The sequence below is a fragment of the Acidobacteriota bacterium genome, assembly GCA_030949985.1.
GTDB lineage: Bacteria > Acidobacteriota > Polarisedimenticolia > J045 > J045 > JALTMS01.
The window spans coordinates 32,519-50,377 of record JAUZRX010000001.1 but is presented as its reverse complement, the minus strand read 5'-3'; the positions used below and the strand labels follow the sequence as shown (position 1 = coordinate 50,377).

The following is a 17,859-nucleotide window of genomic DNA, read 5'->3' as shown; positions in this document are numbered from 1 at the left end:
CCAGGAGGAGACACGACATGAAGCGCCTCGGCGGCACACGAACCGAGCAGAACCTGCTGACGGCCTTCGCCGGCGAATCCCAAGCCCGTAACCGTTACGACTACTTCGCCGGCAAGGCCCGCAAGGAAGGCCTGGTGCAAATCGCGGACATCTTCACCGAAACCGCCGCCCAGGAGCGGGAACACGCCAAGCGCTTCTTCAAGTTCCTGCAGGGCGGGATGGTGCCGATCACCGCCACCTTTCCCGCGGGCACCATCGGCACCACGGAGGAAAACCTGGAGGCGGCGGCCGCCGGCGAACAGGAAGAGTGGCAACGGCTCTACCCCGAGTTCGCCGGCACCGCCCGGGAGGAGGGCTTCGAGGCCATCGCCAGGACCTTCGAGGCGATCTCCATCGCCGAGCGCCAACACGAGCGGCGCTACCGGGGTCTGCTGGCCAACCTGCAGGCGGGGACGGTGTTCGCCAGGCCGGAGAAGGTCACCTGGCGCTGCCGCAACTGCGGCTACGTCCACGAGGGTGAGCACGCGCCGGACGTGTGCCCGGCCTGTGCCCACCCCCAGGCCCACTTCGAGGTGCTGGCGGAGAACTGGTAGCCAAGAACCGCTGGCGGAGGGGGTGGGATTCGAACCCACGGTGCGCTCTCACGCACGACGGTTTTCAAGACCGTTGCCTTAAACCGCTCGGCCACCCCTCCGGGGGGCGGCCATTCTAAACCCCTCAGACGATGAGGGGCTCGCGACGATGGGAGCCGATGTCCTCGGCCCCGGGCAGATCGCCGGCCAGATCCTCGGCCAGGGCCCGGGCGATCTCCGCCGCGGCGCGCATGGCCGGGCCGTGTACCGGCAGGTTGCTCAACGGGCGCGGACCCGGACCCGCGACGGCGGGATCATCGGGAATCATCCCGATCAGGGGCGGTTCGTCGATGGGATCCTTGCCCTCGAACAGGCCGTCGATCAGCCGGGACTCGGCGCTGGGCTGATCGGGCCGGCAGCGATTGATCACCAGGCCGGGGGCGAAACCCGTGTCCTGGGCCGGCGAGATCTCCTGGCGCAGGGAGTTCATGTCCCGCACCAGATCATCGAGGGAGGTGTAGACCCGCGGCCGCCGGGACGGTCGACCGGCCGTCCCCCGGGCGGTGCGGCGCAGGCGGGCCAGCCGCAGGAAACGCTCGGCATCGGCCAGGGCGGCCTCGTCGTTGGTCGTCACCACCCAGTGATGGTCTCCGAGGAGAAAGAGGTCGAGCAAGGGCTGCCCCACCCCCGCCTGGAGGTCGGCGATCACCACGTCCACCGGCAGGCGGCGCATTTCCGAGCCCAGGCGGGCGATCTCTCCGGGAGAGAGGCCACTGACCGCGACCGTCTCCCGGGGACCGGCCACCAGGTGCAGGCCTGCGATGCCGGGAATCGGCTCCATCACCTCCTCGAGGGAGGAAGCCCGGCCCCGCAGTAGATCATGCACGCTGCGCCGGGCGTCGGGGCGGCCGGTCATCAGGTGCAGGTCGGCGGTGCCCAGGTCGAGATCGACCAGGCAGGTCGTCACGCCCCGGCGAGCCAGGCTCGCCCCCAGCGCGACTGCGACGAACGACTTTCCGTAGCCGACCGACGCCGATCCCAGTGTTATCAGCCGCATTCCCTTGTCGACCTCTGCTGATTGCCTGATCCCTGCTGGGCAAGATCGGTCCCCGAGGCGGCTGGGTCAACCCCTGAAAAGCCTTGCCGGACGGGGGATTTCGCCCCGAAACAGGGTGAACAAACTCACGCCCAGACGGAGGCGCGCCGCGGCAGCCCGGGGACAAGGTCTTTTCGAGGCGGGGGCCGGGATTCCGGCGGGCTGCTAGCGCTCGGCTTCCCAGACCAGCTTGAGCAAGGCCGGCAGATGGTGCCACTGCCGGACCAGCCACGCGCCGCCCAGGACGAAGTAGAGAATCGAGAAGATGATCTTTTCGGTGTGGAAGAGCGCCATCTGGCGGGCGGGATCCACCATTTCCTCGATGCCGATGGTGATCCCCAGCTGAGCGATGAAGAGGGTGGCTAGCAGCACCGCATCCCGCACGCTGAAGCGACGGTCGAGAATCACCACCACGGCGAAAAAGGACTGGGCGGCGGTGAGCAGGACCTCGCCCTGCTGGCGGGGCCCGAGGGGGAAAACGGCCGCCTGCTGACCCGAGGCCAGCAGGCCCAGCATGTAGGCCAGGGGGATCATCCCCACCAGCAGCGTCCACTGGTTGACCTTGCTCGAGACCAGCGCGCCGAGTCCGGCCGTACTCGCGCCCCGCAGGGTGAAGATCAGGGCGATGAGGAACTCGGGAGACTCACTGGCCAGGGGCGCGATCCACTGGATCATCAGGAACTCGCTGATGCCCCACCCCTCCCCGGCGAACTTCAGCCCCTCGGCGAAGGGCTCGGCAGAGGCGAAGAGGGTGACGGCGGCGAAGAGGAAGAGGCCGCCGGTGACCAGCCGCCGCGAGCCGACGGACCAGGCCGCAAAGAGCGCCGCCGGACCCTCGAGATCGGGCTCGACCACCTCCTGCCGGGCCACGTAACGGATGTAGAGCACGAAGATCAATCCCAGGATCGCCGTATCCCACAAGGTCAGGGTGCCCTTGAGGGGGATCACCAGGGAGTAGACCGTCGCCGCACCGAGGAAGAGCAGTTCACCCCAGCGGGCGGGCTCCAGTTCGATATGCCGGCCTCTCCCCTTCCAGATCACGGCCGCCAGGACCATCGGCCAGCCGAGACCGATCAGCAGCCGGTTGGCGCCGGTCATGTTGGCCAGGGCGAGGGGGACGTTCTCCGGAACCGTGGCGGCGGTCCAGGAGAGGTAGATGTCCACCGTGTACTCGGGCAGCACCGTGACCAGGGCGATGATGGCGATGGCCAGGTTCTGGCTCAGGTCGAGCTGAAGCAGCTCGGCGGACCAGGAGATCATGAAGGCGCCGGCCAGCACCCCCAGGCCGAAGATCAACGCCGCCGAGGCGCCGCTCAATTCCCCCCCGGCGAAGACGATCAAGCGCCGCCCATGATCGGGGTGGGCGCCGAGGCCGAAACGCAGCAGCAGGGCGGGCAGCGCAGACAGTACGGCCAGCATCAAAAAGAGAGCAGAGCGCTTCATGCAACAGGCCTCGCGGCTGGTTATTCGAGAAAGAGGGGATGACCGATCACCGAGCCCAGCTTCGGCCGGTACGCCTCGACGTCGTAGTAACGCTCCACGTTGACCCGCCGCACGCCCGCCCCGACGATGGAGATCTCCCGGGTCGTGTAGAGCCCCTGGTCCACGGCGACCAGCCGACCGGTCTCGCCGCGCACCACCTGGTCGGCGGCGATGCGCGCGAAGTTGATCGCCACCAGCTTGTCCAGGGAATCGGCCGGACCCGAGCGCATCAGGTAGGCCAGGGACTGATAGACCGTCCCTTCCCGGGTCTTCTCCTTGAGAAACTCCGACAGCCACCTGCCGATGCCACCGAGTTTCTTGTGCCCGAAGGCGTCGGGCTCACCGCTTTCGATCACCTCTCCGCCCTCGATCCGCGCCCCTTCCGAGACGGTGATCAGGGCGTAGTTACTCGGGTTGTCCCGCTTGTCGCGCAGGATCAACTCGGCCACTCGATCCGGGTCGAAGGGAACCTCGGAGATCAGCGCCCGATCGGCGGCACAGAGCAGGGAAACCATCAGCGAAGTCTCGCCGCAATTCCGGCCGAAGAGTTCGACCACCAGGAAACGCTCGTGGGAGCCGGCGGGGGAACGCAGGTCGGTGATCATGTTCACGCTGCGCGAGACGGCGGTGGAAAAGCCGATGCAGTAGTCGGTACCGAAGACGTCGTTGTCCATGGTCTTCGGGATGCCGATCACCGGCAGCCCCTCTTCATCGAGGCGGCGGGCGAAGGAGAGCGTATCGTCGCCGCCGATGGCCACCAGCACGTCGAGGCCCAGGGTCTCCACCGTGCGGATCGCCACGTCGGTCAGGTCGACCTTGCCGTCTTCGAGCGGCTTGCCCCGGCCCTTGAGGTGGGGCGGGATCTCGCCCGCGGCCACCGCCATCGGGTTGGTCCGCGAGGAATGGAGCATCGTCCCGCCGGTACGGTCGATGGTGCGTGTGTTCTGGCGGGTCAGGCGAACAGTCCAGTCCGAGCCGGGAAAGGGAGAGCCGGGGCCGGCGTGCAGCAGCGCCGCCCAGCCCCGCTTGAGACCCATCACCTCCCAGCCCGCATCTTCCATGCGGGCGGTGAGGGTCTTGATCACCACGTTCAGGCCGGGGACATCGCCCCCACCGGTGAGGACGCCGATTCGCTTGGCCATGAGGCGCTCCTAGCCGGCCAGGCGGTCCAGGCGAACGGCCAGGTCGACGACACGGTGGGAATAGCCCCATTCGTTGTCGTACCAGGACAACACCCGGGCCTGCCGCGGGCCGACCATGCGGGTCGAGAGCGCGTCGAAGATCGAGGAGTGGGGGTTACCGATGATGTCGGAGGAAACCCGTTCTTCCTCGGTGTACTCGAGCACGTCCTTGAGCGGTCCCGCGGCGGCGGCGGCCATCGCCGCGTTGATCTCTTCGGCCGAGGTGTCCCGGGACAGTTCGACCACCAGGTCGACCACCGAGCCGTCGGGAACCGGCACCCGCATCGCCATACCGTCGAGCTTGCCCGCCAGGTCGGGCAGGACCTTGCCCACCGCCCGGGCGGCGCCGGTGGTGGTGGGAATGATGTTCAGCGCCGCGGCCCGGGCCCGACGGTGATCCTTGTGGGGCACGTCGGCCAGCCGCTGGTCGTTGGTATAGGCATGGACCGTGGTCATAAAACCCCGCTCGATGCCGAAGCTGTCGTGCAGCACCTTGGCCACCGGGGCCAGGCAGTTGGTGGTGCACGAAGCGTTGGAAACGATGCGATGTTCAGGGGCCAGCACCTCGTCGTTGACACCGAGCACCACGATCGCGTCCACGTCGTCTTTCGGCGGCACCGTCAGAATCACCCGCCCCGCGCCGGCCTCCAGGTGCTGCTGGATCTTGTCCCGGGTGCGGAAGACACCGGTGGCCTCGATCACCAGGTCGATTTCCTGCTCTTTCCAGGGCAGTGCGCGCGGGTCCCGCTCCCGGGTCAGCCGTACCTGCCGGCCATCGATCACCAGCGCATCGTCGGTGTAGTCGATGGGACGGGCGAACGGACCCATCACCGTGTCGTACTTGAGCAGGTAGGCCAGCATGCGCGGATCGTAGAGGTCGTTGATCGCCACCACCTCGGTGTCGTCGCGGTGGCTCATGATGCGGAAGACCGCGCGACCGATGCGCCCAAAGCCGTTGATCGCGACTCTCATGCCACACCTCCGCTCAGCTTGCCGTCCATCTCGGCCGCCAGTTCCACCAACTCGATCAACCTCAGGGTGTAGCCCCAGCTGTTGTCGAACCAGGCGATGACCTTGCCCAGGTTGCTGCCCTCCTGGACCATCGTGGCCAGGGAATCGAAGACAGACGAGTAGGGACTGTTCTCCACGTCGCTGGAGACGATCGGGTCTTCCATGAACTCGATGATGCCCTCGAAGGGCCCCGATGCCGCCGTGCGCATCACCTCGTTGATTCCGCCCCGGGTCAGCCGCTGTCCGGCCCAGAAGGTCATGTCGACGATCGAGCCGTTGGGCACCGGCACCCGCAGGGAGGAAGAGTGGAAGCGGCCGGCGAGATCCGGCAGCACCTCGTCGAGCACCGCCGCGGCGTTGGTCTCGGAGGGCACGATGTTTTCGGCCGCGGCGCGGGAGGATCGCAGGTCGAAGCCCGGCACGTCCGCCAGGCGCTGGGCGCTGGTGTAGGCGTGAGTCGTGGTCATGTGGACCCGCTCGAGACCGAAGGCCCCATCGAGGACCTTGAGAATCGGCGCGGCACAGTGGGCCGTACAGGAAGCGTTGGAGATGATCTTGTGGGAGGGGCCGAGCATGTGATTGTTGACCCCGTAGACGATGGAGACGTCGGGCTTCTCGATCGGCGGCACGCAGAGGAAGACGCGCCGGGCGCCCTTTTCGAGGTGCCGCTCGCATTCCGACCGCGAACGCGGCCGCCCCACCGCCTCCACCACGTAGTCCACCCCGTACTCCGACCAGTCCACGTCACCCGGATCCCGGGCCGAAAGCAGCGGGATTTCCTTGCCCCAGGTGTAGAGGTGGCCGTCCCGATAGGTCAACTCGTCGGGAAAGCGGCCGAGAATCGTGTCGTACTTGAGCAGGTAGGTCAGGGCCTCGTGATCGGCGATGTCGCAGATCGCACCGATACGGAACTCGTCGGATCGGGAAAGAATGCGGAAGATGTTGCGGCCGATTCTCCCGAACCCCATCAGACCGATGGACACTGGCATGGCTTCACCCCGTCTGGCCCGCGCTCCCGCATCTTCCCGACAGGTGGACAAGAGCCCGGCGCGGTCCACAATCGTCCTCTGCTGTTTCCAGCGGCCGCCATTCTACCCCGTATTTCCGTGCTAAGGTGCGGCAAGACGCGCGGGAGGGGAGAGAGTGAGAGCCGCAAAAGAGGAGCTGCCAGGATGCGGGGCACGGTCTGGCGCCTTGTGGTGCTCACGGCGCTGTTGGCGATCTACCCTGCCGCCATGCTCGCCTTCCACTTCCTTGCCCCGGCCCGCGCCGACGGCGGGTTCGAAGTCCGCCTGGAGGTACGCGCCGAAATCATCCGCGTCGGCCCTGGAGTCCAGCTCGAAGCCTGGCTGGCGCTGGACAATCGCGGCCTCGAAACCCTCAGCCTCGAGCAGGTCCTGCTCGACGTCTCCCGCGGGGAGGAGCCGGAGGTCGCGCTGATCGTGGGCCGGCCCGCTCTGCGGTCCATGACCGGCTCGGCAGGACTCCTGCGCCCCAGCGAGCGAAGAGAAGTGGGGCCCTTCCACCTCGAACTGCCCCTGGGCGCCACCAGCCGCACCCTGCAGGTCAGCGCCACCGTCCGCCCGGTGGACGGGAGCCGCTCGAGAGAGATCCACCAGCGGGTGGAGGTGCCGGCCGGCCGGGCGACGCCCCCGGCCCCTCAGGGCTGACGCCGCCCCCCGCCCTCGAGACGGTCGAGGCGCTCGGTGGCCCGTTCCACCAGGCGGTCCCGGCGGGGATAGACCCGTCGCGCCATCTCGAGATGCTTGCGCGCCCCGCGGTAGTAACCCTGGTCCATCAGCACCTGGGCCAGGGAAGCCCGGTGCCGCTGATTGCAGGGATCGGCCTCCACCGCCTTTTCCAGGTACTCCCGGGCCAGGTCGAGGTCCTGGTCGGTCCGGGCGGCGGCTCCCAGGGCCTGCCAGGCGATGTCGGCGCCGGGATCCAGTTCCGTGGCCCGCAGCAGGTGCTCACGGCCCGACTCCGTCTGCCCCGAGCGCCCCAGGGCCAGGCCGTAGGCCAGGTGGATGTCCGCGTTGTCCGGATCGAGGGCCAGGGCCTGCCGGAAAAGGGGCAGGGCCTCGGCGGCCTTGCCGTCCTGGCTGAGATCCACGGCGATCTCGTAGTAGGTCTCCCAGCGCGGAATCTCGGGAATCCCCGGCGGAAACAGCCCCAGCCCCAGGGCGATGACCGCCGGCGCCAGGTCGGACAGGCGCAGCGCGGGCAGGCCCAGCGCCGCGATGGCGATCATCAGCGGAAGCGCCGGCACCCGGTAACGAGCGGTGGGGAAAAACACCACCCCCGCCAGCAGCACGCCACCGACCACCAGCAGCGGAAGCCAGGGAATCTCCCGACGACGCGCCAGCACCGCGAGCCCGGCGGCGAAGGCCGGCAGGATCAACAGGAACGGCCAGCCCGGCGGACCGAGCAGCACCGCCATCACGGGGGACTCGTCCCGGGCGTCGTAGGGGTTGCGGTTGCGGCCGATCTCCCTGATCGACACGCTGGCCGCCGCCTTGCGCGCGACGTCACCGAGCCAGGCCAGCGGCTCGGAAGTGATGTACGCCAGGCCCTGACGGAAGAACCAGGCCGATTCCGCCGCCCGGCTGGCGGCTCCCCCCTCGCAGCGGGGCCGCTCGACCAGGTGCCCCCAGTGGATCCCGGGGCGGATGCCCACGGTCTGGGGATAGTCCGGGTTGTTGCCGATCCAGAAGTTCACGCCGCCGTTCCACGAGATCGGCACCAGGTCGGGTTCATAGGTCTGGTTGCGGATGGTCACCGGAGCGATGGGAATCGCCGCGCACACCGCCAGCACCAGTGCCGCCGCCAGGCCTTCCCGCCGCCAGACCCAGGCCAGGGCGCCCGCACCCGCAAAGACCATCGCCGGCAGCATCAGGCCCAGCAGGCCCAGCAGGATCCCCGCCGGCACCATCCGCCCCAGCCGCCCGACACTCTCACCCGGCCCCTTCCAGGAGAGCACGACCAGCCACGACAGCAGGAGCAGCGTGGCGGGCGAGGCCGGCAGCAGTTCGCCGTCGAAGTAGATCAGGCTTCCCGTGACGGCCATCGCCGCCCCCGCCAGCAGGGCCGATCGCCGGGAGCCCCCCCAAAGGCGGACCAGCCAGACCAGCAACACGGTCCCCAGGGCACCGACCAGGGCCTGCAGCAGCCGCACGGCCGGCGGCGAAGGCTCCCCCACCAGGGCATAGACCCCGCGCAACATCCAGGGGTAGAGGGGCGGCTGCCAGTAGGGCTCGGCAGGATCACCATGGACCGCGATGCGGTGGTAGGTCGCCGAATCGAGCACCAGGCGCTGGTAGTAGAGGGCGTCGGCGGAGGTCAGCACGAAGGCCAGGCGCAGGGCCAGGGCCAGGGCGAACACGCCCAGCGTCCAGGAGATGAAACGTCGACTCTCGCTTCCCCGATCCAAGTGCAGCCTCCTCGCCGGGGAAGAGACTATCCCGAGAAAGTTCAAATTGACAGGCTGCCACCGGCGTTGTAGGTTCGCGGCCTGATGAACCGCGACCGGCACCATCTGCACCGGCATCATCGCCATCCCGATCGGGGACGGCCGCTGGTGTAGTTCGCGCTGAAGACGTGATCCACCCCGTGCGCCGGCCCCAGGCCGGCGTTTTCGCGTTTCACGCTCGCGGGGATGTCGGCCGGCCCGGCCCGGGAACCCGATGGGAGATCCCCCGATGGCCGTACCCGCTCAGCCCGCCCTTCCCGACCCTCCTCCGGTGCGCCTGGCCCTGCCCAAGGGGCGCATGCAGCAAGGCGTCTGCGACCTGCTCGCCGCCGCCGGTGTCCGCGTCGAGGCCACCGCCCGGGGCTATCGCCCCCACGTGTCCCTCGCCGGCTACGAGGCCAAGTTCCTCAAACCCCAGAATATCGTCGAGATGCTGGCCCATGGCTCGCGGGACGTGGGCTTCGCCGGGGCCGACTGGGTCGCCGAACTGGACGCTGACCTGGTGCGCCTGGTGGACACGGGGCTCGACCCGGTGCGCCTGGTGGCCGCGGCGCCCCGGGCCCTGCTGGCCGACGAACGGTGGCGCGGGCACCCCTTGACCATCGCCTCCGAGTACGAGCGGCTGACGCGCCGGTGGATCGCCCGGGAGGGCCTCGACGCACGCTTCGTGAGGACCTACGGGGCGACGGAGGTCTTCCCCCCCGAAGACGCGGACCTGATCGTGGACAACACCGCCACCGGCGGCACCCTCGCGGCCAACGGCCTGCTGGTGATCGACACGCTGATGGAGTCGTCCACCGGACTCTACGCGCACCCGGCGGCCCTCGACGACCCCGCCCGGCGGCGGCGCATCGAACACCTGGTGGTGGTGCTGGAGTCGGTGCTCGCCGCCCGCAGCCGCGCGCTGGTGGAGGTCAACGTGCCCGCCGCCTGTCTCGACGCGGTGATCGCGGCCCTGCCCTGCATGCGGGAGCCGACCCTCGCGCCCCTCCACGGGGGCGCCGGCTTCGCGGTCAGGGCGGCGGTGCCCCGCCATCGACTCGCCGAGGTGATCCCCGAAATCAAGGCCCGGGGCGGGACCGACGTGCTGGTCACCGCCCCCGAGCAGATCGTCCCATGAGCGCCCCTGCGGCCGGTCGCCCACCACGCCCGCCCCAGCCGATCGACCTGCGCCTGGACGCCAACGAGGGCCCGCCCCTCGCGGGGGTCGGGGACTGGCTGGAGGGCGAGGATCTGCCCGAGCTGCTCCGCCGCTACCCGGAAGACGCTCCGCTGACCCGACGCCTGGCGCGGGCGGAAGGGCTGGCTCCCGAGCAGGTGCTGGTCACCGCCGGAGCCGACGACGCCATCGAGCGGGTCGTGCGCGCCTTCGCCGGCGGCGGCCGCCAGGTGATCGTCCCTCAGCCCACCTTCACCATGATCGACCGCTACGTCCAGCGCTGCGGCGCGAAGTCGGTGGCGGTGCCCTGGCTCGAGGGCCCGTGGCCCCTCGACGCGGTGCTCTCCCGGATCGACGAACGGACCGCGGTGATCGCCGTGGTCTCTCCCAACAACCCCACCGGCCTGACCTGCGCGCCGGAGATCCTCGCTCGCCTGTCGAAAGCGGCTCCGCGGGCCGTGCTCCTGGTGGACCTGGCCTACGGCGAATACGCCGCCACCGACCTGTCCGCCTGCGCCCGGAAGCTGCCCAACGCGGTGGTCTGCCGCACCTTCTCCAAGGCCCGGGGCCTGGCGGGCCTGCGCGTGGGCTGGGTCACCGGACCGGCGGCGCTGATCGAGGCTCTGCGGGGCGTCGGCCACCCCTACCCCTGCTCGGCCCTTTCCCTGGCGCTGGCGGAACGGGCGATCCAGCCGCAGGCGACCCACGTCGCGCAGGTGCGCCGGGAACGCGACGACCTGGCGGCGGCGTTGCGCGACCTGGGCTGCCGGGTCATACCCTCGGAAGGCAACTTCCTGCTGGTCCGACCGCCGGGACCGGGGGGCGCACGGTGGCTGTGGGAGGGACTGGCGGGCCTGGGCATCGCCGTGCGCCGCTTCGACGAACCCCACCTGGAGTCCTGGGTGCGGATCACCCTGCCGGGGCAACCGGCCGCCTTCCGCCGCCTGCGGCAGGCCTGTGCGAGTGTGCTGCGCCCCGAGGCGCTGCTGCTGGACCTGGACGACACCCTGGTGGACACCTCCCGCTCCTTCCGCCGGGCCATCGTCCAGGCCGCCGCCCATTTCGGCGTGAGCCTCGGCGAGCGGGAGGTCTGCCTGGCCAAGGCCGCCGGCGGCGCCAACGACGACTGGGCGCTGGCCGGGGAACTCCTCGCCGCCCGGGGGGTGACGCCCCGGGCCGCAAGCCTGCGGGCACTCTGCGAGGGGCTCTACCGCGGCCGCCACGGCGGACCGCCGCTGGCCGCCGACGAAACCCTGCTCGCCGACCCCGCGTACCTGCGCCGCCTGGCCCGGCGCCTGCCCCTGGCCCTGGTGACCGGCCGGCGGCGGCCAGAGGCCCGGGCGGCCCTCGCCCGGTGGCAAGTGGACGAGCTCTTCGGCGCCCTGGTCGGCGCCGACGAGGCTCCCACCAAACCATCCCCCGAGCCTCTGCGCCTGGCCCTCCGGCGCCTGGGCGCGGGCCGGGCGTGGATGGTGGGAGACAGCCCCCAGGATCTGCGGGCCGCCCGCGCCGCGGGCGTGGTGCCCCTGGCCGTGGTCGCGCCCGGCGTCACGCGGGCGGAGGTGGAGCCCGCGCTGATCGCGGCGGGAGCCGCCCGGGTCCTCGACGGAATCGAAGAACTCGAAAGGATGCTGCCATGAGCGCTTCTCCCCGCCGCGCCGACGTGGAGCGCGAGACCCGCGAAACCCGCTGTGCTCTGAGCCTCGTTCTCGACGGCGCGGGTCGCTGTTCCATCGCCACCGGCATCGGCTTTCTCGATCACTTGCTCGAAGCCCTGGCCTTCCATGCCCGCTTCGATCTCGACCTGCACTGCGCGGGCGACCTGGAGGTGGACGATCACCACGTGGCCGAGGACTGCGCGCTGCTCCTCGGCCGGGCCCTGGACGAGGCCCTGGGCGAGCGCTCCGACGTCCGTCGTTTCGCCTCGGCCCACGCCCCCCTGGACGAGGCCCTGGCCCGGGCGGTGGTGGACCTGGCCGGCCGGCCCTGGCCCGAGGTGCACCTCCACCTGCGCCGCGAGCGCCTCGGCACCCTGGCCTGCGAGAACGTGACCCACGTGCTGCGCTCGCTGGCCATCGCCGCCCGGTTGACCCTTCACGTGGACCTGCTGCGGGGCGACAACGACCATCATCGGGCCGAGGCGGCGTTCAAGGCCGTCGCCCTGGCCCTGCGCGAGGCGATCGTGCCGATCGGCGGTCCGGTGCCGAGCACCAAGGGGGCCCTGTGAATCGCCGGGAGGAAGTGCTGGTGGTGCCCACCGGCACGGCCAACATCGCTTCACTGCTCGCGGCCCTCGGGCGGCTGGGCATCCGGGCCCGCCGGGAAGACGACCCCGCGGTGATCGCCCGGGCCCCGCGGGTGGTGCTGCCCGGCGTGGGCACTCTGGGCGCCGCCCGCCGGGCCCTCGACCGCCGACGCCTGGCCCCCGCCCTGGGCGCCCGCATCGCCGCGAACCGGCCCACCCTGGCCATCTGCCTCGGATTGCAGCTCCTCGGCGCCGGCAGCGACGAGAACCCCACCGTCGAAGGCCTCGGCCTGTGGCCCCAGCGGGCGACCGCCTTTCCTCCGACCGTCCGCGCCCCCCAACTGGGCTGGAACCGCATCGAACCGGACCCGGGCTGCCGCCTGCTCGAAGCGGACCACTTCTACTTCGCCCACACTTTCCGGTTGACCGAAGCGCCTCCGGGCTGGGCCGCCGCCTGGGCCCATCACGGAGGCCGCTTCGTCGCCGCCCTCGAGCGGGGATCCACGCTGGCCTGCCAGTTCCATCCGGAGGTCTCTTCGAGAGCCGGGAAGACGCTGCTCGAGCGCTGGCTGGCGTTGCCGGCCGGCCGGGAGGGACGGCCATGCTGACCCGAAGGATCATTCCCTGTCTCGACGTACGCGCCGGACGCGTGGTCAAGGGCGTGCGCTTTGCCGCCCTGCGGGACGCGGGGGATCCCGCGCGGCTCGCCGCCGCCTACGCCGCCCAGGGGGCCGACGAGGTGGTGTTGCTGGATGTGGCCGCGACTCTCGAGGAGCGCCGCGCCCGCCTCGATACCGTGCGCCGGGTCAGGGAGGTGCTGGACCTGCCCCTGACCGTGGGCGGCGGGGTGCGGAGCGAGGCAGATGCGGCGGCGCTGCTGGAGGCCGGGGCGGACAGGGTCAGCGTCAACAGCGCCGCGGTGGCCGATCCCGCCCTGATCGAACGCCTGGCCGCGCGTTTCGGCTCCCAGTGCACGGTACTCGCCATCGACGCCCGCCGACGGGAGCAGCGCTGGGAAGTCCTGACGCACGCCGGCCGGCGGACCGCGCTCCCCGACGCGGCGGACTGGGCCCGCCGGAGCGCCCTCCGGGGGGCCGGAGAGATCCTGCTCACCGCCTGGGATCGCGACGGCACCGGCTCGGGCTACGAACTGGAGCTGATCGCCGCGGTCCGCCGTGCCGTCCCGGTGCCGGTGATCGCTTCCGGCGGAGGCGACGGTCCCGGGCACATGCTGGCGGCTCTCGAGGCGGGCGCCGACGCGGTGCTCGCCGCATCGATCTTTCACGACGGCCGATGGACCGTGGGGGCGCTCAAGTCCGAGCTGGCCCGCCGCGGCGTGGAGTTGCGCCCATGTTGATCCCCTCCATCGACATCCAGGACGGACGCGCCGTCCAACTCGTCGGCGGCCGCGAAAAGGTGATCGACGCCGGCGACCCCCTGGCCGTGGCGGAACGCTTCGCGGTGGTGGGCGAGCTGGCGGTGATCGACCTGGACGCGGCGCTGGGCCGCGGCGGAAACCGGGCGGTCATCGAAGAGCTGGTGCGCCGCCATCCCTGCCGTGTGGGCGGCGGCATCCGCGACCTGGAAACGGCCGGGCGCTGGCTGGACGCGGGGGCGCGACGGGTGATCCTGGGCACGGCGGCGCGACCCGATCTGCTCGAACGCCTGCCCCGCGAGCGCGTGATGGCCGCCCTCGATGCGCGGGAAGGCCGGGTGATGATCGAAGGCTGGCGGCGGCCCAGCGGCCAGACCCTGCTCGAGGGCCTGGCGAGCCTGCGGGAGGTGGTGGGCTCGTTCCTGGTCACCGCCATCGAACGCGAGGGGCGCCGGACCGGCATCGACATGGCATTCGCCGGGGCCGTGAAGCGGGCGGCGGCCACCACGCCCGTGACCCTGGCCGGGGGGATACGCTCGGCGAGGGAGATCGCCGCCCTCGACGCGCTGGGGATGGACGCCCAGGTGGGTATGGCGATCTACAGCGGCAGCCTGGACCTGGCCGACGCCTTCGCCGCGCCCCTTCGCAGCGAACGGGCAGACGGCCTGTGGCCCACGGTGGTGGTCGACCCCCACGGTCGGGCTCTCGGCCTGGCCTGGTCGAGTGCCGAGAGCCTGCGCGAGGCGGTACGCACCCGCCGGGGCGTCTACCACTCCCGCAAGCGGGGCCTGTGGCGCAAGGGGGCACGCTCGGGAGCGGTCCAGGAGCTGTTGCGGGTCGACCTGGACTGCGACCGGGACACCCTGCGCTTTACGGTGCGACAACGGGGAGTCGGTTTCTGCCACCGGGAAAGCTGGAGCTGCTGGGGCGAGGACGGGGGCGTGGCGCGACTGGCCCGGCGCCTGGCGACCCTGGCGGCGACCCGCGGCGATCGGCGGCCCGGATCCTACACCGCCCGGCTGCTGAACGACGACTCCCTGCTGGCGGCCAAGCTGGTGGAAGAAGCCGACGAACGGGCCGCGGCGGCCGTCGCCGGCGACGGGCCCCACGCCGAGGCGGAGTGCGCCGATCTGCTCTATTTCGCCCTGGTGGCCCTCGAGCGGGCCGGAGGCCGGTGGCAGGCCGTCGAGGCGGAACTGGACCGGCGCGAGCAGAAGATCACGCGACGCCCGGGTGACGCCAAAAGGCCCCGACCATGAACCCGCCCCCGCTCCCTCGCCGGCGCCCGGAAGAGGTGCGCGCCCAACGCCCCTGCCCGGTCGACGCCGAAGCCCTGGCCGTCGCCGCCCCCATCGTCGAGGAGGTGCTGCGGGAAGGCACGGAGGCCCTGCGCCGCCACGCCGAACGCTTCGACGAACTCAGCGCCGGCCGCCTGCTGCTGAACCGTGCCGAGCTGTGCCAGGCCCTCGACGCCCTCGACCCCGCCCGCCGCGCCCTGCTCGAGCGCACCGCGGACCGCATCGACACCTTCGCCCGCAGGCAGCGTTCGTGGCTCCTCGCCGGCCAGCACCGCTTTCCCGGCGGCGCGGCGGGCCAGCAGGTCGCGCCGGTACAACGGGCGGGAGGCTACGCCCCCGGCGGCCGCCACCCCCTGCCCTCGTCGGTGCTGATGACCGCGGTGACGGCCCGCGCGGCCGGCGTCGAGGAGGTGTGGATCGCCTCGCCGCGGCCGACCCCCCTGGTTCTCGCCGCCGCCGCCATCGCCGGGGCCGACGGCCTGCTGGCGGCCGGCGGCGCCCACGCCATCGCCGCCCTGGCCGGCGGCGTGGAAGGCCTGCCCCCCTGCGACGTGGTGGTCGGCCCCGGCGGCCGCTTCGTCACCGCGGCGAAGAAGATCGTCAGCGGGATGGTGGGGATCGACACCCTCGCCGGTCCTTCGGAACTGACCGTCCTCGCCGACGGGACGGCCCCCCCGGGCTGGGTCGCCGCCGACCTGCTGGCCCAGGCCGAACACGATCCTCTCGCCCGCCCGGTGCTCATCGCCCTCGACCGGAACCTGGAACTCGCCGTGCAACGGGAGCTGACCCGCCGGCTCGGCGACCTGCCCACGGCCCCGGTGGCCCGCCGCGCCCTGGCCGGCGGACTCTCGGTGCTGGCCCAAGACCTCGACCAGGCCGTCGCCCTCTGCAATCGGCTGGCCCCCGAGCACCTGGCCCTCCACCTGGAGCGGCCCGCCGACATCGTCCCCCGTCTCGAGCACTACGGCGCCCTGTTCATCGGCAGCACCACCGCCGAGGTGCTGGGGGACTACGGCGCCGGACCGAACCACACCCTGCCCACCGGCGGCGCCGCCCGCTACAGCGGCGGCCTGTCGGTGCTCGACTTTCTGCGGGTCCGTACCTGGCTGCGCATCGACGACCCCGACCGGGCCGGCGAGATCTTCCGCGACGCCGCGGCCCTGGCCACCGAGGAAGGCCTGGTCGCTCACGCCCGTTCAGCGCGGCTGCGGAGCCGTCACTGAACCGGGCTTGCGGGCCCAGGCGGCGATGAAAGCGTTGTCCAGGTCGTAGCTGACGCGCTGGGGCTCGCAACCCGCGTCGGCCAGTACCCGCGTCAGGGAGGGCTCGGTGTAGAAGTAGTGGTGCGTCTCGCAGATGTATTGCGGGCAATACTGGGGCACCTGCACCACGATCCACCCGCCGGGCCGCATTTGCTCCACCAGGCGGCGCAGGAGCGGTCGCGGCTCGGGAATGTGTTCGAGGGTATGCCAGAGCACGACCAGGTCCACGGGCTCGGTGATCTGCTCCAACTCGCCGCACATTCGCACCTGCCCGGGCACGGGCAGGTGACGGCGCACCTGCTCGAAGGTCTCCAGGTTCAGATCGACCCCGTAGGCGCGGGCGAAACCCAGGTGGGCCGCGGCGATCGGCATCAGGCCGCGCCCCGCGCCGAACTCGAGGAAGACCCGTCCGTCGAGCCGGGTCCACCCCTCGGGCAGCAGGCTGCGCACCAGGCTCGCGCTGTCCACCAGGGAACGGGGCAACGCGGCGATCTGCTCGTCCGTCAGGCCGTAGAAGCTCCGGGAGCCCTCGCGCTGGAGTGTCTCGCTGGGATCCGAGTCCTTGTTGACGATCACCTGGCATTCCCGGCAGAAGGCGATGCGCACCTGCCGTCCCCCGAGGCTCCTGCGGATTTCCACGTCGACCAGGGTGCCGGAGGCGCAGACCCGGCAGGTGGACGCCGCGGCGCTCACGAATGCTGCCCCACCGGAACGTTGCGCCGCGCACGGGAACCGGAGGCGGCGGCACGGCGATCGGCGGCGGTGGGCACGACCAGGCGGAGCAGCAGGTCCTCGCCCCGTTGCCCGGGCAGGATCGTCACGCTGCCACCGAGGCGCTCAGCCGCGCCGTGGGCCACCGCCAGGGTCAGCCAGCGACGCCCCTCGGCGGCCAGCCGTTCGAGCGGTTCGTTCGCCAGGCGTGCGGCGGCTCCCTCGGGCAGTCCGTCGAGCCCCCGGAAACAGATGTTCAGCTCCACCAGGTCGCCCCGCACCGGCTCGACCCCCGCCTCCAACATCACCGCGCCCCGGGCCCCGGCGCTGAGCGAACCGATCTTGTCGAGGATCAGCCGCAGCAGGCCCCGGTCGGTCTTGATCAGCGAGGGCAGCGAGGGATCGGGCTCGAAGCTCAGGGCGCCGTGCTCCCCGGCCACGGCCGCCAGTACCTTGTGAATCTCGACGATTTCGCTGCGGGGGGCCTGCTCGGGCCCCTCGATGCGGCCGAGGACCAGCAGGTCGCGGATCTCCACCGCCAGGTCCCGCAGGGAGTCGGCCAGGGGTCCGAGTCCGGCACGACGATCGAACCGGGAATCCGCCGCCGCCGGCTCCATCAGGCTCCGGACCCGCTGCTCGAGCTGCTCGACCACGGGCAGGTCCCGCTCGGCCAGGGTCTCGAGCAGGTGCAGGCGGGCGCGGGACAGGCGCCGGGCCTCGTCCACCTGCTCGCTCAGATTCAGGCAGGCGGCCTCCGCCGCCGCCAGGGATTCCCGCAGCGGAGCCGCGTCCTCGGCACCCCCCACGGGGGGAGCGGCGGGCGGTGCGCCGGGGCGGCGGGCCAGCAGGTAGCCGGCCAGCAGGCCCAGGAGCAGAGTCCCCAGAGCTGTCGCCACGAGCTGTTCCATCGGGTTCCTCGTCGTTCTGACTACTCTTCGGCCTCTCGGGGGTGCGGCTGAAGCCCCCGCCCTGACCCCGGCCCCACTCCGCGGGGTGTT

The 17,859-nt window shown here is 71.3% G+C and carries 17 protein-coding genes and 1 tRNA gene; 9 read left to right on the top strand and 9 right to left on the bottom strand.

The window, feature by feature from the left end; genetic code table 11:
* Positions 1-17 precede the first annotated feature (17 nt).
* A complete protein-coding gene (locus tag Q9Q40_00230) occupies positions 18-593 on the top strand; it encodes a rubrerythrin family protein (GenBank protein ID MDQ7005640.1) in 576 nt (191 codons plus the stop codon).
* A gap of 11 nt (positions 594-604) precedes the next feature.
* Here the strand turns inward: Q9Q40_00230 and Q9Q40_00225 are convergent.
* From Q9Q40_00225 to Q9Q40_00200, 6 genes are all read right to left on the bottom strand, one after another.
* A tRNA-Ser gene (locus Q9Q40_00225) sits at positions 605-694 on the bottom strand.
* Positions 695-717: 23 nt separating this feature from the next.
* Positions 718-1,629, bottom strand: a complete 912-nt coding sequence (locus tag Q9Q40_00220) for a P-loop NTPase (protein MDQ7005639.1) — start codon at positions 1,627-1,629, stop codon at positions 718-720.
* A 204-nt stretch (positions 1,630-1,833) separates the two neighbouring features.
* Entirely contained in the window at positions 1,834-3,111 is a 1,278-nt protein-coding gene (locus Q9Q40_00215) for a sodium:calcium antiporter (protein ID MDQ7005638.1), read from the bottom strand.
* 20 nt (positions 3,112-3,131) lie between these two features.
* Positions 3,132-4,292: a 6-phosphofructokinase gene (locus tag Q9Q40_00210; protein MDQ7005637.1), complete on the bottom strand. Its 1,161-nt coding sequence runs from the start codon at positions 4,290-4,292 to the stop codon at positions 3,132-3,134.
* Between the two features lie 9 nt (positions 4,293-4,301).
* Positions 4,302-5,303, bottom strand: a complete 1,002-nt coding sequence (gene gap / locus Q9Q40_00205) for a type I glyceraldehyde-3-phosphate dehydrogenase (GenBank protein ID MDQ7005636.1) — start codon at positions 5,301-5,303, stop codon at positions 4,302-4,304.
* Positions 5,300-6,331, bottom strand: a complete 1,032-nt coding sequence (locus Q9Q40_00200) for a glyceraldehyde 3-phosphate dehydrogenase NAD-binding domain-containing protein (protein MDQ7005635.1) — start codon at positions 6,329-6,331, stop codon at positions 5,300-5,302. Before Q9Q40_00200 ends, gap begins: the two co-directional genes overlap by 4 nt.
* Before the next feature lie 183 nt (positions 6,332-6,514).
* On the opposite strand from Q9Q40_00200, the gene Q9Q40_00195 reads away from it, so the two are divergent.
* Positions 6,515-7,012 carry a hypothetical protein gene (locus Q9Q40_00195; GenBank protein ID MDQ7005634.1) on the top strand — a complete coding sequence of 166 codons (498 nt, stop codon included), beginning with the start codon at positions 6,515-6,517 and terminating at the stop codon, positions 7,010-7,012.
* On the opposite strand, the gene Q9Q40_00190 is transcribed toward Q9Q40_00195, so the two are convergent.
* Positions 7,003-8,772, bottom strand: a complete 1,770-nt coding sequence (locus Q9Q40_00190) for a tetratricopeptide repeat protein (protein MDQ7005633.1) — start codon at positions 8,770-8,772, stop codon at positions 7,003-7,005. The two genes, Q9Q40_00195 and Q9Q40_00190, sit on opposite strands and share 10 nt — an antisense overlap.
* A 268-nt stretch (positions 8,773-9,040) precedes the next feature.
* Between Q9Q40_00190 and hisG the strand changes: the two genes are divergently transcribed.
* The 7 genes from hisG to hisD are packed head-to-tail and all read left to right on the top strand — an operon-like array spanning position 9,041 to position 16,111.
* Positions 9,041-9,931: an ATP phosphoribosyltransferase gene (gene hisG, locus Q9Q40_00185; GenBank protein MDQ7005632.1), complete on the top strand. Its 891-nt coding sequence runs from the start codon at positions 9,041-9,043 to the stop codon at positions 9,929-9,931.
* On the top strand, positions 9,928-11,610 hold the full coding sequence (locus Q9Q40_00180) for an aminotransferase class I/II-fold pyridoxal phosphate-dependent enzyme (GenBank protein ID MDQ7005631.1): 1,683 nt from the start codon (positions 9,928-9,930) through the stop codon (positions 11,608-11,610). The genes hisG and Q9Q40_00180 overlap by 4 nt, the downstream gene beginning before the upstream one ends.
* On the top strand, positions 11,607-12,197 hold the full coding sequence (gene hisB, locus Q9Q40_00175; protein ID MDQ7005630.1) for an imidazoleglycerol-phosphate dehydratase HisB: 591 nt from the start codon (positions 11,607-11,609) through the stop codon (positions 12,195-12,197). The genes Q9Q40_00180 and hisB overlap by 4 nt, the downstream gene beginning before the upstream one ends.
* Positions 12,194-12,823 carry an imidazole glycerol phosphate synthase subunit HisH gene (hisH, locus tag Q9Q40_00170; protein ID MDQ7005629.1) on the top strand — a complete coding sequence of 210 codons (630 nt, stop codon included), beginning with the start codon at positions 12,194-12,196 and terminating at the stop codon, positions 12,821-12,823. The genes hisB and hisH overlap by 4 nt, the downstream gene beginning before the upstream one ends.
* Positions 12,817-13,572 carry an imidazole glycerol phosphate synthase subunit HisF gene (gene hisF / locus Q9Q40_00165; protein MDQ7005628.1) on the top strand — a complete coding sequence of 252 codons (756 nt, stop codon included), beginning with the start codon at positions 12,817-12,819 and terminating at the stop codon, positions 13,570-13,572. The genes hisH and hisF overlap by 7 nt, the downstream gene beginning before the upstream one ends.
* The gene (hisE, locus tag Q9Q40_00160) at positions 13,566-14,849 is read left to right on the top strand and encodes a phosphoribosyl-ATP diphosphatase (GenBank protein MDQ7005627.1); all 1,284 of its coding nucleotides are present in this window, start codon (positions 13,566-13,568) and stop codon (positions 14,847-14,849) included. Before hisF ends, hisE begins: the two co-directional genes overlap by 7 nt.
* Complete coding sequence (hisD, locus tag Q9Q40_00155) at positions 14,846-16,111, top strand: histidinol dehydrogenase (GenBank protein MDQ7005626.1); 1,266 nt, start codon at positions 14,846-14,848, stop codon at positions 16,109-16,111. The genes hisE and hisD overlap by 4 nt, the downstream gene beginning before the upstream one ends.
* On the opposite strand, the gene Q9Q40_00150 is transcribed toward hisD, so the two are convergent.
* Positions 16,085-16,843, bottom strand: coding sequence for a class I SAM-dependent methyltransferase (locus tag Q9Q40_00150; GenBank protein MDQ7005625.1), 759 nt, complete (start codon positions 16,841-16,843; stop codon positions 16,085-16,087). The two genes, hisD and Q9Q40_00150, sit on opposite strands and share 27 nt — an antisense overlap.
* Entirely contained in the window at positions 16,840-17,769 is a 930-nt protein-coding gene (locus tag Q9Q40_00145; protein MDQ7005624.1) for a hypothetical protein, read from the bottom strand. Before Q9Q40_00145 ends, Q9Q40_00150 begins: the two co-directional genes overlap by 4 nt.
* Between the last annotated feature and the right edge of the window lie 90 nt (positions 17,770-17,859).

Coding starts and splice junctions, on each gene's coding strand:
- hisD (MDQ7005626.1), top strand. CDS start 14,846: ATGAACCCGCCCCCGCTCCCTCGCCGGCGCCCGGAAGAGGTGCGCGCC.
- hisE (MDQ7005627.1), top strand. CDS start 13,566: ATGTTGATCCCCTCCATCGACATCCAGGACGGACGCGCCGTCCAACTC.
- Q9Q40_00180 (MDQ7005631.1), top strand. CDS start 9,928: ATGAGCGCCCCTGCGGCCGGTCGCCCACCACGCCCGCCCCAGCCGATC.
- Q9Q40_00220 (MDQ7005639.1), bottom strand. CDS start 1,629: ATGCGGCTGATAACACTGGGATCGGCGTCGGTCGGCTACGGAAAGTCG.
- Q9Q40_00200 (MDQ7005635.1), bottom strand. CDS start 6,331: ATGCCAGTGTCCATCGGTCTGATGGGGTTCGGGAGAATCGGCCGCAAC.
- Q9Q40_00230 (MDQ7005640.1), top strand. CDS start 18: ATGAAGCGCCTCGGCGGCACACGAACCGAGCAGAACCTGCTGACGGCC.
- hisG (MDQ7005632.1), top strand. CDS start 9,041: ATGGCCGTACCCGCTCAGCCCGCCCTTCCCGACCCTCCTCCGGTGCGC.
- Q9Q40_00145 (MDQ7005624.1), bottom strand. CDS start 17,769: ATGGAACAGCTCGTGGCGACAGCTCTGGGGACTCTGCTCCTGGGCCTG.
- hisF (MDQ7005628.1), top strand. CDS start 12,817: ATGCTGACCCGAAGGATCATTCCCTGTCTCGACGTACGCGCCGGACGC.
- hisB (MDQ7005630.1), top strand. CDS start 11,607: ATGAGCGCTTCTCCCCGCCGCGCCGACGTGGAGCGCGAGACCCGCGAA.
- Q9Q40_00195 (MDQ7005634.1), top strand. CDS start 6,515: ATGCGGGGCACGGTCTGGCGCCTTGTGGTGCTCACGGCGCTGTTGGCG.
- Q9Q40_00215 (MDQ7005638.1), bottom strand. CDS start 3,111: ATGAAGCGCTCTGCTCTCTTTTTGATGCTGGCCGTACTGTCTGCGCTG.
- gap (MDQ7005636.1), bottom strand. CDS start 5,303: ATGAGAGTCGCGATCAACGGCTTTGGGCGCATCGGTCGCGCGGTCTTC.
- Q9Q40_00210 (MDQ7005637.1), bottom strand. CDS start 4,292: ATGGCCAAGCGAATCGGCGTCCTCACCGGTGGGGGCGATGTCCCCGGC.